Raw genomic sequence first — 13,763 nt, 5'->3', positions numbered from 1 at the left:
CGTCCACGCACTTGCCATCACCATCGAACTTGACACCGTGGTAGGCGCAGCGGATGCCGTTTTCCTCGTTGCGGCCGAAATACAGCGAGACGCCGCGGTGCGAGCAGAACTCGTCGATCAGGCGGGCTTTGCCGTCGCTGTCGCGGAAGGCCAGCAGTTTCTCGCCCAGCAGCTGGACGCGCACCTGTGGTCCGTCGGGCTCGGCAATCTCGTTCGATTGCAGGGCCGGAACCCAGTAGCGGCGCATCAGATTGCCCATGGGGGTGCCGGGACCGACACGGGTAAGCGTTTCAGACATTTCCTTGTTCATTTTTGCAGTCTCCTTCGGTTGAAAACACCGGCATCTCTTGAGAAAAATGCCAACTTCTTGATGTCCATCAGACAATAACGTTGTCCATTGTATGGACTATTTGAGCTATGTCAAATGCTTTCTCAAGAAAAGTCTTGCCGATTGCCGCCGCCAGGTTCTGCCCGAGATACGATGCAGCCTCTGCAGTTGTGCGAAGGAAAGTGGATTGGTTCAGACCGAAAAAATGAGTGACAGCGTCCGTGCGGTAGACCGCGCACTGGAAATCCTCATGGCGTTCACCGCAACCGATTACGAACTGTCAGTCGCTGAGTTGCTCAAGCGCGTCGATCTGAGTCGCCCCACGCTGTATCGCCTGCTACACACGCTGGAGCAGAGCGGCTTTGTGATATCGGGCGGAGAGCCACAAAAATTCCGACTAGGTCCTTCCGTCGCGCATTTGGCACATGTGTGGACGTCTAGCTTGGACGTCAGCGCGCTGGCTCAGCCCATCATGCGTCGAATCTGGGAGCAGACTGGAGAGACGGTTGCCTTGTTTGTTCCACAGGGGGCCTATCGTCTTTGTATTGCTGAATTGCCAAGCGTCCAACCCTTGAGTTTCAAACGAGGCGCAGGCTATCAAGAACGCATCTTGTTGGGCGCTAGTGGGCGAGCCATCCTGGCTTATGCGGTGAACGATGCGAACGAATTGAAGAGCTATGCAACCGGTACGCCGATCGATCTGACGGGGTATCCTGATGAGCTCGCCCAAATTCGCAAGCGTGGCTACGCAATCAGTAAAGATGAATTAATTGAAGGAGCGGTCGCTGTGGCTGCCCCATTTTTTGATGGCTCAGGCAAGGTGGCTGGGTCGATTGGCGTCTTTGGCCCCAGTGCTAGGTTACATGCAGCTCAAATTGAGACTTATGGCTCGCTGCTATTGCAGGAGGCTGAAGTTTTATCCAAGGCATTAGGCTATGTCCCGTCCGGCTTAGCTTCCAAATAAAAATTGGATAGAGATGTTGTCTGTCGGAAAGCGGCTTGTCAATTTTGTTGCCTCTATTCCCAGCCAGGTGGCCAGCTTTGCGGCAGAGGGATCAAGCTTGCTTGAGCTGACCCGCTTTGAGCAGGCGGGCTCAGCCTCATCGAATCGCAGGTACGTCTTTACGGCGTTGCGAGCGAGGCCTGTGCGCCTGGAAATCTCGCGGATGGACATATCTTCTCGCAATGCCCAACGCCTGATGACATTCAACGTTGCCACGTCTATCACTCCAAAATCCCCCCCCCTACTTTAAAAATTAGCAGGGTAAGTCCTACGTGGGTCAACTTTGAATGGAAATTACTGTTTTAAGTGGGTTAGATTCCGACGGAATTCATCAAATTTGCGCCTGAACAAAGCCAGTAAGCTTTCGTAGCACAAGTTCTGTTTGTTCCCGATGTGGCCAATGCCCACAATCAGCCAGTTCGATCACGTGAGTCTGAGATGCAAAGCACGCGATCCCGCGCACCTGTTCCAGAGTGCCATACTGATCCTGATCCCCCTGAATTGCCAGGATCGGGCAGTCTATAGCGCCAAGGACATCACGTATTGACCACGTGGCAAATGCAGGCCCCAGCCAAGCACGGCTCCAACCCCAAAAGATCGAATCTGGATCTCGATGGAAACGCGTCAGCGATGTACGTAAATGCCCCCCCTTGTAGTCTTGCTGGGCCTTCTGGATACCTGCGAGACATTCGGGCTCGAGATATATATGCGGCGCCATAACTACAAGTCCGGCACAAGGATGATTACTGGCGTACAACAACGCAATCGAGCCACCGTCGCTATGGCCCAAGATCCAAGGCGGCTGAACTTTCGCATCAACACCTAACTTGCTAAGCAACACGGGTAAAAGATCCCGCGCTTGACGGTGCAAATAATCCGGCGACAACACCATCCCTGCTGGCAAGGGTGTGGATTTCCCATAACCGGGACGTGAATAAACAAGTCCACGCCAACCCAGCGCCTGACATACCAGGTGTGGGAAGTTTCCCCACATGGCTACCGATCCCAGCCCCTCGTGCAGGAAGATCACTAATGGTCGGTCTTTGCGTTCTGGGGCAAGCCAGGCGTATTCGATCTCGAGCGGCTGATCCTCCCAGACCAGGCGCAGGATCCCGACGTCGTTGCTGCTAAACACTGATGCGTTCAATGAGTTCCTCACGGGAGGTGGCATCGCCGGCCTGGCCGCTGTAGGTCACCTGGCCGCGTTCGATCAGGTAAAAGCGGTTAGTCAGAGCCAGCGCAGCATGCACGTTCTGCTCCACCAGTACGATGGCGATTCCTTCGCGAGCAAGCTCACGCATCAGCGTAAACAACTCTTCGACGATCATCGGCGCCAAGCCTTCTGTGGGCTCGTCGATCAGCAGCAACCGGGGACGGCCGGTGAGCACACGCGCGAACGCCAGCATTTGCTGCTCGCCGCCAGAGAGCGTGGTTCCCATTTGACGTCGCCGTTCGGCCAGCCGGGGAAAGCGGTCGAAGATTTCATCGAGTTTTTGTTTTTGCGCCGCACTACCCATGCCCGGCGCCTGCATAAAGCCCAGGCGCAGGTTTTCCTCAACCGTGAGCCCCGGAAAGATTCGCCGATCCTCCGGAACGAGGCCGATGCCGCTACGGCTGATCCGGTCCGGCGCGACACCGGCCAAGGACTGACCCTCAAACTCGATATCGCCCTCGCTGGGCCCGACCCAGCCGGAGATCGTCTTGATCACGGTAGTCTTGCCCACACCGTTACGGCCAAACAGACCTACCACTTCGCCCGCCGAGACATGCAGACTCACACCCTGAAGTACATGGCTCAGGCCGTAGTGCGTGTGTACGTTTTTGAGTTCTAGCATGACGCTTTCTCCTGGTGCTCGCCAAAGTAGGCGGCCTGGACTTGCGGGTTGGCACGCACCTGTTCGGGCGTTCCCTCGGCCAACTTCTGACCCTGATGCATCACCACCACATGGTCCGACAGGTTCATCACCAGGTCCACGTCGTGCTCGACCAGCAGAATGCTCAAGCCGTGCTCGGTGGCAAGGTTGCGGATCAGAGTCTCGGTTTCCCTGGTATCGGCATGGCTCATCCCCTGGGTGGGCTCGTCCAGCAAGAGCATGCGAGGACGCGAGGCCAGTGAGACAGCGATTTCCAACCTCCTCTGCTCGCCATGCGAGAGATAGCCAGCCAACTCGTTGACCTTGTCATGCAAAGTGAACTGCCGAATGAGTTCCCGCACCCGCTGCTCGGCTTGAGCGCTAGAGGCCACTGGCCGAAGCCAGCCCCGGCCCTGCTCGAGGTACTGAGCGGCCAGGCGCAGATTCTCGTAAACAGGCAACTCGAAGAACAGATTAGTGATCTGGAAGGAACGCGACAGGCCGGCGCGCAGCATCTTGTCGGGCGAGTTACCGGTTACCTCGCTGCCCTCGAAGAACACCTGACCGGTGCTGGGGGCAATCGCACCGCTGATGAGATTGAATAGGCTGCTCTTGCCCGCGCCATTAGGACCGATGACTGCGGTGATCTTGCCGCGCTGCGCCTCAAAGGACACATCACGAACCGCCCGCAGGGCCCCAAAGTTCACGCCCACGCCACGTACAGAGAGAATCTCATCCATCACAACTCTCCTCGGTTGCGGGTCACCCGGTTCAGGCGGCTTTGCAGCAGCGGGGCCAAATAGCCAACGAGGCCGCGCGGGAATAGGATGACCACCAACACGAAGAGCAGACCGATGACGATCTGGTGGTGCGCAGTAAACGAACCCACCACGGAGCGCAGTCCGGTGAGCAGGACCGAGCCGTACAAAGGGCCGATCAAGGTACCCGTGCCACCCACAATCACATTAATGACCGCATTACCCGATACTTGGAAAAACATCAGTTCGGGCGAAACGAAGCCTCGCAACATGGGATACAGCGCACCGCTGACACCGGCGATGCACGCCGCACCGACGAACGCCATGAGTTTGAAGCGCCAAGGGTCGAATCCCAGAAAAGGGACGCGATACTCGTTGACCCGGATGGCAGATAGCTGCCGCCCCATGGGCGTTTCCATCAGGTAGCGAAGCCCGACGTACAGCCCAAGGATGATGACCAGCGTCACCAGGAAAAATCCCAAGGGATCGCCCGAGTCCACACCAGGTACCACGGCAACTGCCGGTACACCGATGATGCCGTCGGAGGCACCGAGTTCGCGAGTGTTGAATACGATTTTCGAAATCACTTGGGCCAGTCCGAAGCTGATCAGGGCGAAGTACACGCCCTTGGCCCGGATGGCAATGACGCCGCCGATCAGGCCAGCGATCGCGCACACGAATAGCGTGATACCCATACTCAGCCAGAAGGAGGCACTCCACTCCTTGAGTACCAAGGCCGAGACATAGGCCCCCAGACCAAAGAACAGAGCTTGACCCAATGGCAATAATCCTACTCGGCCAAGCAACAGATCGACCGACAGCGCCAAGCCTCCGAAAATCAAGGCTTCAGTCGCCAATCGTAGAAAGAAGACATCTCCCATCCATTTGGCCAGCACGGCAAAACCGAGGGCACCAAGAAAGAAGAGGTAGGTAAAAACGCGCAAGGCACTGAGCCCGCGCGGCGACGAGATGTGGGGATCAGGCATGGCCAAGCTTTCCAAACAGACCTTGGGGACGCCACATCAGTACCAGCACCATGATGCCAAATAGAAGTGGGTCGTTCCAGACCGGAGAGATGAACAGGCTGGAGATGGACTGGATCTGCGTCAGCAGCAGGCCTGCGAGCACTGCACCCTTGATGGATCCCATGCCACCGATGATGACGACGCTGAAGGCAATCAGCACGAAGTCGCGACCCATCGTCGGGAACACCGAGTAGATCGGCGCCAGCAGCACACCAGAGACGCCTGCCAGCGCCACGCCAAAGGCGAATGTGCCGGCATAGACTCGAGAAACAGGTACTCCTAGCGAGGCGCTCATGTAGCGGTCAAAGGCAGCAGCCCGCACCATGGCACCCAGCGAGGTGCGAAACACCAGCAGCCAGACCGCTACGATCACCAGTCCCCCCATCCCCATGACGAACAGCCGGTAGTTGGGGAAGAACAGGCCAAGCATCTCGGTGCCCCCCGAAATCGGGCTTTCAATACGCAACGGGTTGGCGCCGAAAATGATCTTTAGGACATCCTCGAGCACCACCGCCACACCGAAAGTCAGCAGCAGCGTGAGCGTGTGGCGGTCTTTGCTGTGAAAGACGCGCTGGATGAGCCCGCGCTCGGTCACGTAGCCCAGCGCTGCCATCAGCACCGGGGTGAGTAGCAGAGCCCACCAGAAAGACAGGCCCAGCCCCAGAATGGCCACCGCCACATACGCTCCGATTGCGTAGAACTCGCCGTGCGCCATGTTGATGACGTCCAGCAGACCAAATATGATGGTCAAACCCAGCGCCATCAGAACAACAGCCACCCCGATCGACAGGCCGTTGATCATCTGTGGCGCCAGCACAAATTGCAGCCATTCCAAGACTTGGTTCATGCTGAGCCTCAGAACTTGGCGCAGGTGTCGGGGCCGATGGCGGAACTAGCGGGCACCTTGCCGACGATTTCAAACTGCCCACTGTTCACACGCACGGCATACATGTCCTGCATCGCCTGGTGGTCGCCCGCGCGCATGGTCTTGACTCCCTGAGGGGTGACCCATTGGATCCCGCGCATGGCTGCTCGCACCTTGTCAGTGTCGGTGCTCCTGGCTTTCTCGACCGCGGCCTTGTAGAAGAACAGCACGCCGTAGCTGTCGGCGCCGTAAAGATCGGGCTTGGTCTTGTTGGCCACTTCGAAGGCGGCTACGAACTTTTTGTTCTCCGGGTTGTCGATGTTGGGCGAATAACCCACACCGGTGACAAAACCATCAGCCGCCTTGCCGATTGCCGAGAGATTCTGCGAGGTCACTGTGCCCGAAGCACCTACGACCTGCACATTGCGGCTCAGGCCGAATTCGGCCATCTGGGTGAGCAGGCGCACCGTGTCGTTGCCGGCTACCGACGTGTAGACCACGCTGGGGCGGGCCGAACGCATCTGGCCGAAGAACGGCGAGTAATCCTTGTTGTCCAGCGGAGCGAACACTTCGCCCACGGTCTTGGCGCCCTTGCCTTCGGCGGCGGCCTTGAAGGCGGCCACAGTGCTGCGGCCCATTTCATAGTCCGGCCCCAGGTAGAACACATTGGCGTTAGGCTTGGTCGAAGCCATCCAGTCGGCCAGAGCGGCCGACTGCATACCGGCGCGCGCATTCACACGGAACACGTTGGGCGAGCATTTGTCAGCGGTGATCGAGTCGGCAAAGGACACGGTTGTGGCGATCAGACGGTTGTTGCGTTCGGCTACTTGGCCCACGGCTAGTGTGGATCCGGAATTCACCGTGCCGGTAAGGAAGTCCACCTTGCTGACCTGGAACAGTTTCTCTGCCTTTTGCACCGCCACGGCAGGATTGGCCTCCTCGTCTTCATAAATCAGCTCGAGCTGGCGGCCCATCACGCCGCCGGCTGTGTTGATTTCCTTGGCAGCCATGTCCAGGCCCCACTTGACCTGCTGGCCGATGCCGGCATAGGTGCCGGACAGAGGCGTGACCACACCGATGCGGATCGGGCCGGTTTGGGCGGCAGCGCCCAAGCTAAGAGCTGCGCCGGCCACCAGGGTGGCCATCAGTTTTGTATTCATTGTCTGTCTCCTTCGGGTCTGGGTTGAGGAATCGTTTGCGCTTTAAAGACCGACGAACTTCGGGCTACGCTTGTCGTGGAAGGCCTCCACGCCTTCGCGGAAGTCCTCTGAACTGCGGAGACGCGAATAGCAGTGGCCTTCCAATTCAATGGCAACGGTCAGCGGCGAATCCTCGGTGTCGTTGAGCAGCTTCTTGGCGGTGCGCTGCGCCAGCGGTGAGAAAGAGCGCAGCTCGTCGACCAGTTGGTCAGTCGCTTTTTCGAGTTCGGCGTCGGGCACGATGGCCGTCGCCACACCCCAGTCGTAGGCCTGCTCGCCGGGAATTCGGCGCGAACGCATCACGATGTCCTTGGTGCGGGTGATGCCGACCATCTTCTGCAAGCGAGCGGAGCCACCCGAGCCCGGAATCTGACCAAGCTTTTGCTCCGGCAGCGCGTACAGCGTGGTGGGCGTGACCAGACGAAAGTCGCAGGCCAGGGAAATTTCAAAGCCCACGCCAAAGCAGTAGCCCCGGTTCGCCGCGATGACCGGCTTGCTGCAGCGCGCAGGGGCGGCAATGTTCCAGGCCAGCTTAGAGACGTGCTCGGGGCTGGCTTCCAGGAAGCCTTTGATATTGCCTCCGCTGGAGAAATGCTCACCCTCGGCGCGCAACACGATCACGCGCACATCGTCGTTCGCGTCCAGTGCTTCAAAGGTGATGCGCAGCTGCTCGCGCTGCAGCATGCTGATCACGTTGAACGGCGGGCGAGTCAACACGATGTCGGCGCGCTGGCGCGCGGCATCAATTTCGACTCGAAAACCGTCGAGCTCGCCCTGCAGGGTGACGGCGGGATGTTGCAGATCAGTCAGTTTCATGGTTTACCTTCTCTCGATAGTGAAATGGGTTGAGAAAATCAATGGTTGGCACCGTCGGGTGCGTGGATTTCGGGCTGGTACTCGCCGGCCACCAGCTTGCGGCGCAGCACCTTACCCACCGGGGACTTGGGAATTTCGTCGACAAACACGTATTCGCGCGGCCTCTTGAAGTTCACCATGTCAGAACTTCGGCAGTGCTGGTCAAGCGCTTCGCCGGTGACCTCCTCGCGACGCTTGACGAAGGCCACCACGCGCTGACCCCAACGCTCGTCCTTGAGGCCAGCCACGGCCACTTCGTCGACGGCCGGGTGAAGGGAGAGCACCGATTCGATATCAACCGGCGAGATGTTCTCGCCGCCGCTAATGATCATGTCGTCAACACGGCCGGTGACGAACAGGTCGCCGTCAGCATCCACATAGCCGGTATCGCCGGTGAAATACCAGCCCTCGCGCAGACTTTTCGCATTCGCATCGGGCCGGTTGTGGTATCCCTCAAAGGCCTCGTCTGAAAGCAGGTCGGCAATGATCTGCCCCTCCTCCATCACGCCAGCGGTCTCGCTGACAGACTTGCCGTCGAGCTTGACCACACGCAGCCTCGTGTTAATACCCGCACGGCCGGCCGAACCAGGCTTGCCCACGGCGTCCTGGTTAATCGCGAAGGTGTAAATCTCGGAGCTGCCATAGTGGTTGACGAAAAGCTCAGGCTTGAAGGCCTGCTGCAAACGCAGCAACAGTGCGTCATGCATTGGCGCACCCGCAAAGCCCAAGCGGCGCACCGAGGAGATGTCAGTCGAGGCAAACGCAGGATGAGCCAGCAAGTCGTGGTACAGCGTAGGCACCAGATATAGGTGGGAGACTTTCTCGGCGTCGATGCGTTGCAGCGCCTCCGCCGGGTCGAACCTTGGCATGCACACGAAGCAGCCATCGACCAGCGCCAGTGCCAGTAGCGAGCGAACGCCCATGGTGTGGTAAAGCGGCATCACCCCCAGGGTGCATTCGCCATAGCCATACTGATTCTGTGCGACATGGGCCAACGCTGCCACACGCTCGGCGCGCTGGCGACGCGGCACCCCCTTGGGTGCTCCAGTAGTGCCCGACGTGTACAGCATCAGCGAGAGGTCTTGTGCCTGGGCACGGGGCACTGGATCGCAGGCGCCCGCCATGCAATGCGCATAGCGCTCACCAGAGGTGTCGCCTTCGCCCACCAACACCGTGCGCGCAGGTTGGGTCTGCACCGCCTTCAGCACCGCAGCGGCCGAAACCTGCTCATACACCACCACCCGGGCACCCGAATCCTTGAGGCAGTGCGCCACCTCCTCCGGCTTGGCACGCCAGTTCAACGGCGTCATCACGATGCCGCTGAACTGACAGGCCCAATGCAGTGTGGCGGCCTCCTGCCGATTTTGGAGCACAGACAGTAGATGATCGCCCGCCTGCAGACCCAGCGCCTCCAGCCCGCTCTGAGCTGCGCCGATAAGCTGCGCCCATTGCACATAGCTCAGGCGCTGCGTGCCATCGACCAGTGCAATCGTGTCCGGCGCGCGCTCGACGCTTTGCAGAAAAGTACGTCCCAAATCAAGCATGTGCCACCTCCATCAAAGCTTTCACAATCGGCGTATAGCCGGTACAACGGCACAAGTGACCAGATAGCATGTCGCGCACCTCCTGCTCGGTCGGCTTGTGCCCCTGCTGCTTCAGACGCTCAAGCCAGTCAGCACTCGACATCAAGATTCCGGCGGTGCAAAAGCCGCACTGCAATGCGTGATGGCGCTTGAACGCTGCCTGCAGTTGCGACAGCGTGCCGTCGGAGTCGGCCAGTCCCTCGACCGTGTCCACGCGCCGATCCTGCACCTGTACCGCCAGCGTCAGGCAGCCGCGGCAGGCCACGCCGTCGATGCGCACCGTACAGGCACCGCACACACCGTGCTCGCAGCCGACATGGGTGCCGGTCAGACCCAGTTCATGGCGCAGGAAGTCAGTCAGCAGCATGCGCGGGCTAGCATGGCCGCGTCGAGCATGGCCGTTGACCTCAAGCGTTACCGGATGCATGGTCTGGGCCTTCATCAATTTTTCCGTCATCGCGAATTCCTTGCTTCTTCAATCGCTTGTCGACCCAGACGGCGCACCAGGTGACGACGAGCGGCAGCAGACATGTGCGCGTCGTCGCGTGCGTCAAGTCCCCAAGCCAGTTCGTTGAGCGCATCGTCCAGTGCGCTGCCCTCGAGCAGTGGCCACTCACGCGCGATCGGCCGATCGGCCACACCGCCCACGGCCACTCGTAGCCCAGCGGCATCAGCCACAGCGGCCACCGCGCAGATGGCAAAGTCACCGTGCCGGCGGGAGAACTCGCGAAAGCCGAATCCCTGGCCCGGCCGGACCAGCGGAAAGCGCACCGCCTCGACCAACTCATCAGCTGCGCGGGCGGTCGTGAGCATGCCGGTGAAGAAGTCCTCGGCAGCCAATTCGCGCCGAGCCTTCGCGCTGCGCAGCAAGACGCGCCCCTTGAGTGCCAGCAGGCATAGCGGCAGCTCAGCCGAAGGGTCGGCGTGCGCTATCGAGCCGCAGACAGTGCCCCGGTTGCGGATCTGAAAGTGCGAAATCCAGGGCAAGGCCTGCTTGAGCAGTGGCAGTTCTTGTGCGAGGTCTGGCCGCCATTCCAGCGCAGCCTGCGTCACCGCCGCCCCCACCTGCAAGTGCCCCTGCGTAACGCTGATCTGACTCAGCGATGCGACGCGCGAAATGTCCACCAGCAAGCCCGGCTGGGCAAGGCGCATGTTGAGCACCGCCATCAGGGACTGGCCGCCAGCGAGGATGCGAGCATCCTCCACACGCGCCAGTAATTCGCAGGCCTGCTCGGTGTTGTCGGCGCGGATGTAGTCAAATGCCGCGGGCTTCATGCACGCACTCCCAATAGATTCAAAAGGCGCCGCCACCAGCCCGGACGCGCGACCGGCCCGCCGGCCTGGCGTCCAAGCGATTCGAAGAGCTGAGCCACGATGATGCGAGCCGCGCCCTCAAGCATGCGGCTACCCACCATGGCCACCTTGCCGCCCACCTGTGCTCGGTAGTCGTAGCGCAACCGAGTGCCGCTGGACGTGGCTGTCAGAGTCACCAGGCCGTCGCCGGCGCCGGTGCCCAACGCTGAGCGGCCGCTTCCGGCCAGGCGCAGGCTGTGAGGCGCCTCGATGTCCGAGAGCATGATTTCGGCCTCGTAGCGCGCCTTGACTAGACCCACGCCCACGGTCACCTCGGCACGGTAGCGGTTGGGCCCGTTGGATTGCAGCGCATGACAACCCGGGATGACCCGCGCCAGCGCCACGGGATCGAGTAGCACCGCGAACACTTTCTCGGGTGGCGCGGGAATGTCCACTTCACCTTGGGCCTGCAAAGCCAGCCCTTCGCCCGCGGGCAGCGCCGCAGCGGGGGCAGGCCGCTCACGGGGCTCGGGATCAGCCGGCTCCAGCAGTGCCAGCACGCGCCCGGGCGTCAGCGGCAACCGAACATCCTCCAGGTTCATGCGCGGGCGCAGCGCATCGGCAAAGGCGTTCGCGATACACACCGGCGTGCTCATGTTGTTGCCTTCGCCAAGTCCTTTGGCACCCAAAGGGGTGAAGGGCGAAGGCGTCTGCAGGTGCACGATCACCGGATCAACCAGTTCGCAGGCGGTAGGCATCAGGTAATCGGCCAAGGTACCGGACTGGAAGCTGCCATCGCCGCCGTAGCGGAACTCCTCCAGCAGCGCCGCACCTAGGCCCTGGGCAAAGGCGCCCTGGATCTGGCCGTCGGCCAGAGCGGGGTTGAGTAGTCGGCCAGCATCGTGGCCGGTGATATAGCGGTCTACACGCACCGCGCCGGTGTCTGGATCAACCTCAAGGCCGCATAAGTCGAACACGAAGCCGTAGGCGGCCGACGTGTTGACGCGATCGGATTCGTCAGGGGCGCTGAGCACCTCAGGCGTCCAGAATGCGGTTTCGCGTAAACCCGGGCTGACACCTTCGGGTAGCAAAGCTGGCGCCCAATGTGGATTGGCGGCCAGCCGGGTAAAGAGCTGGCGCTGGGACGGATCGTCCCTGTTGTAGATTTCCCCGCCGGAGAAGACTACTTGCTCGACTGGGCAGTTGAAATGATCGGCAGCGATCAGCGCCAGCTTGTCGCGTATCCGGCAAGCCGCTAGGTGCACGACGCCTGCCACGGCGCCAGCAAAGCGGCTGGAGTAGTTACCCGCCGCCACAGACCATGCATCCTTGGCGGTGTCGAATTCCACGTTGACCATGATCTGCTGCGGCTGCAGGCCCAGCGCGTCGGCAACCACCTGCGCGCATACCGTCATGTGTCCCTGGCCGGCAGGCGCCGAGGCGATGGTGACATTCACGCCCCCCAGCAGGTCGACGGAGACTGTGGCGCTGGCGATTGCACCGTTCTTGGGCCCTGCCTTGGCGCGCTGTGCTGGCGTGAGCACAGTGCTGATGTAGCCCATGTTGGAGACCGAGGGCTCCACGATGGCAGCCATGCCGATGCCGTACAGGCGGCCGGCGGCGCGCGCGGCCTGCTGTCGTTCGTACAACCCCAAAGCGCGAGCCTGTGTCATCACGGCCTGGCTCATTCCCAGATAGTCGCCCGAATCCAGCACCGCACCGGCGGCGGCGTGGTAGGGAAACCGGTCGGCCTGCACGAAGTTGAGCTGACGCAGCGCCAGCGGATCAATGCCCAGCGCTACGGCGATGCAGTCCATCAGACGCTCCAACGCGTAATAGACCTGCGGGCCACCAAAGCCTCGTACTAGACCAGTGGGAGTCTTGTTGGTCACCACCACGCGGTTGCGCACGCTGAGGTGCTCAATGTCGTAGGCGCCGCTGAGGCAGCCATGCATGCGGTAGAAGGTGGCCGGCTCCGGCGCACGCACATAGGCGCCCACCTCGTCTACCTGGTCCCAGTGCAGTGCGACGATGCGACCGTCAGGACGCACGTCGGCGGCAATCGTGGCCATGCGCGCGGTGGCTGAGGTCGCCGCGCTCAGATGCTCCAGTCGGTCCTCAACCCATTTCACCGGCGCGCCAGCCTTACGCGCGGCCAAACACATCAGTACCACATAGGGGAACACCGCCTGTTTGACGCCGAAGCTGCCACCGGAATCGCGCGGCACCTTGTGGCGCAGCTTGTTGCCCGGAACCTTGAGCGCCAAGGCCATGACCGCGTGCAGCGAGAACGGGCCCATGAAGTTGGAGAGGGCTTCGTAGCCTTCGTCCTCGCCCAAGTATTCGGCCAACACCACGGCACATTCCATGGGCGAGCAGCTATTGCGCGGATAGTGCACAGTCGTGCCGATATGCCGGGTTCCGGCCTGCACCGCATCGGGCTGTCCGTAGCTGAAATTTCGGTCGGAGACCACGTTGCTGCCCACGGCGTCATGCAACAGAACGGCTTGCGCGTCCAGCGCCTGAGTGATGCCCACCACCGCCGGCAAAGGCTCGTAGTTGGCCTTGATCAAATCCAGGGCGTCTTCTGCAATGTAGCGGTCGTCGGCCACCACCACGGCCACCGGCTCGCCAACATAGCGAACACGATCGACCGCCAGCGCCCAATGCTGCATGGGCTGCTTGACGCCCACCACGAAGGGCTGAGCCCAGCGCTGCACGTCTTCGCCAGTGAGTACCGTACGCACACCTGGAAGAGCCATGGCGGCACTGACGTCAAGCGCGGTGAGTCGGGCATGGGCGTAGGGAGAACGCAAGACCGCGGCTTGCAGGGTGCCCGGCTTGGCGCCCACATCGTCCGCATAAGCGCCGCGTCCGCTGAGCAGGGGAGCGTCTTCCAGGCGCTCCAAGGGCTGTCCGACATAGGCGATATCGCCTGACGTCTGACGAGGTTCTGCTTGCACTGTGTCTCCTCCGGTTCCCACGGAACCTTGCTGTTTAA

General features: G+C 60.9%; 13 protein-coding genes and 1 pseudogene. 1 reads left to right on the top strand and 13 read right to left on the bottom strand.

What is annotated here, in order from left to right:
- A partial coding sequence (locus CDE01S_RS17025; RefSeq protein WP_157077175.1) for a Rieske 2Fe-2S domain-containing protein occupies positions 1 to 310 on the bottom strand: 310 nt, incomplete at its 3' end.
- A gap of 91 nt (positions 311 to 401) precedes the next feature.
- On the opposite strand from CDE01S_RS17025, the gene CDE01S_RS17020 reads away from it, so the two are divergent.
- The gene (locus CDE01S_RS17020; RefSeq protein ID WP_369406371.1) at positions 402 to 1,292 is read left to right on the top strand and encodes an IclR family transcriptional regulator; all 891 of its coding nucleotides are present in this window, start codon (positions 402 to 404) and stop codon (positions 1,290 to 1,292) included.
- Positions 1,293 to 1,334: 42 nt separating this feature from the next.
- On the opposite strand, the pseudogene CDE01S_RS18340 reads toward CDE01S_RS17020, so the two are convergent.
- The 12 genes and pseudogenes from CDE01S_RS18340 to CDE01S_RS16965 form a co-directional block, all read right to left on the bottom strand.
- Positions 1,335 to 1,556 (bottom strand): annotated as a pseudogene (locus tag CDE01S_RS18340) (IS21 family transposase); the annotation flags it as partial.
- Between the two features lie 106 nt (positions 1,557 to 1,662).
- Entirely contained in the window at positions 1,663 to 2,502 is an 840-nt protein-coding gene (locus CDE01S_RS18335) for an alpha/beta fold hydrolase (protein ID WP_084382964.1), read from the bottom strand.
- Positions 2,459 to 3,166: an ABC transporter ATP-binding protein gene (locus CDE01S_RS17010; protein WP_066710443.1), complete on the bottom strand. Its 708-nt coding sequence runs from the start codon at positions 3,164 to 3,166 to the stop codon at positions 2,459 to 2,461. Before CDE01S_RS17010 ends, CDE01S_RS18335 begins: the two co-directional genes overlap by 44 nt.
- Positions 3,160 to 3,924, bottom strand: coding sequence for an ABC transporter ATP-binding protein (locus CDE01S_RS17005; protein ID WP_066710440.1), 765 nt, complete (start codon positions 3,922 to 3,924; stop codon positions 3,160 to 3,162). The genes CDE01S_RS17010 and CDE01S_RS17005 overlap by 7 nt, the downstream gene beginning before the upstream one ends.
- Positions 3,924 to 4,928, bottom strand: coding sequence for a branched-chain amino acid ABC transporter permease (locus CDE01S_RS17000; RefSeq protein ID WP_066710437.1), 1,005 nt, complete (start codon positions 4,926 to 4,928; stop codon positions 3,924 to 3,926). Before CDE01S_RS17000 ends, CDE01S_RS17005 begins: the two co-directional genes overlap by 1 nt.
- Positions 4,921 to 5,814 carry a branched-chain amino acid ABC transporter permease gene (locus tag CDE01S_RS16995; protein ID WP_066710433.1) on the bottom strand — a complete coding sequence of 298 codons (894 nt, stop codon included), beginning with the start codon at positions 5,812 to 5,814 and terminating at the stop codon, positions 4,921 to 4,923. The genes CDE01S_RS17000 and CDE01S_RS16995 overlap by 8 nt, the downstream gene beginning before the upstream one ends.
- Positions 5,815 to 5,822: 8 nt before the next feature.
- Complete coding sequence (locus CDE01S_RS16990; protein WP_066710430.1) at positions 5,823 to 6,992, bottom strand: ABC transporter substrate-binding protein; 1,170 nt, start codon at positions 6,990 to 6,992, stop codon at positions 5,823 to 5,825.
- Positions 6,993 to 7,034: 42 nt separating this feature from the next.
- Complete coding sequence (locus tag CDE01S_RS16985) at positions 7,035 to 7,841, bottom strand: enoyl-CoA hydratase/isomerase family protein (RefSeq protein WP_066710454.1); 807 nt, start codon at positions 7,839 to 7,841, stop codon at positions 7,035 to 7,037.
- 44 nt (positions 7,842 to 7,885) lie between these two features.
- Positions 7,886 to 9,430, bottom strand: a complete 1,545-nt coding sequence (locus tag CDE01S_RS16980; protein ID WP_066710427.1) for an AMP-binding protein — start codon at positions 9,428 to 9,430, stop codon at positions 7,886 to 7,888.
- Positions 9,423 to 9,926: a (2Fe-2S)-binding protein gene (locus tag CDE01S_RS16975; protein WP_084382962.1), complete on the bottom strand. Its 504-nt coding sequence runs from the start codon at positions 9,924 to 9,926 to the stop codon at positions 9,423 to 9,425. The genes CDE01S_RS16980 and CDE01S_RS16975 overlap by 8 nt, the downstream gene beginning before the upstream one ends.
- The gene (locus CDE01S_RS16970; protein WP_066710423.1) at positions 9,923 to 10,744 is read right to left on the bottom strand and encodes an FAD binding domain-containing protein; all 822 of its coding nucleotides are present in this window, start codon (positions 10,742 to 10,744) and stop codon (positions 9,923 to 9,925) included. Before CDE01S_RS16970 ends, CDE01S_RS16975 begins: the two co-directional genes overlap by 4 nt.
- The gene (locus CDE01S_RS16965; RefSeq protein ID WP_066710421.1) at positions 10,741 to 13,725 is read right to left on the bottom strand and encodes a xanthine dehydrogenase family protein molybdopterin-binding subunit; all 2,985 of its coding nucleotides are present in this window, start codon (positions 13,723 to 13,725) and stop codon (positions 10,741 to 10,743) included. The genes CDE01S_RS16970 and CDE01S_RS16965 overlap by 4 nt, the downstream gene beginning before the upstream one ends.
- Positions 13,726 to 13,763 lie beyond the last annotated feature (38 nt).

The organism is Curvibacter delicatus NBRC 14919 (assembly GCF_001592265.1).
Classification (GTDB): Bacteria; Pseudomonadota; Gammaproteobacteria; order Burkholderiales; family Burkholderiaceae_C; genus Hylemonella; species Hylemonella delicata.
Note: the sequence above shows the minus strand (reverse complement) of the source record. Positions and strands in the feature narration are given on the sequence as shown.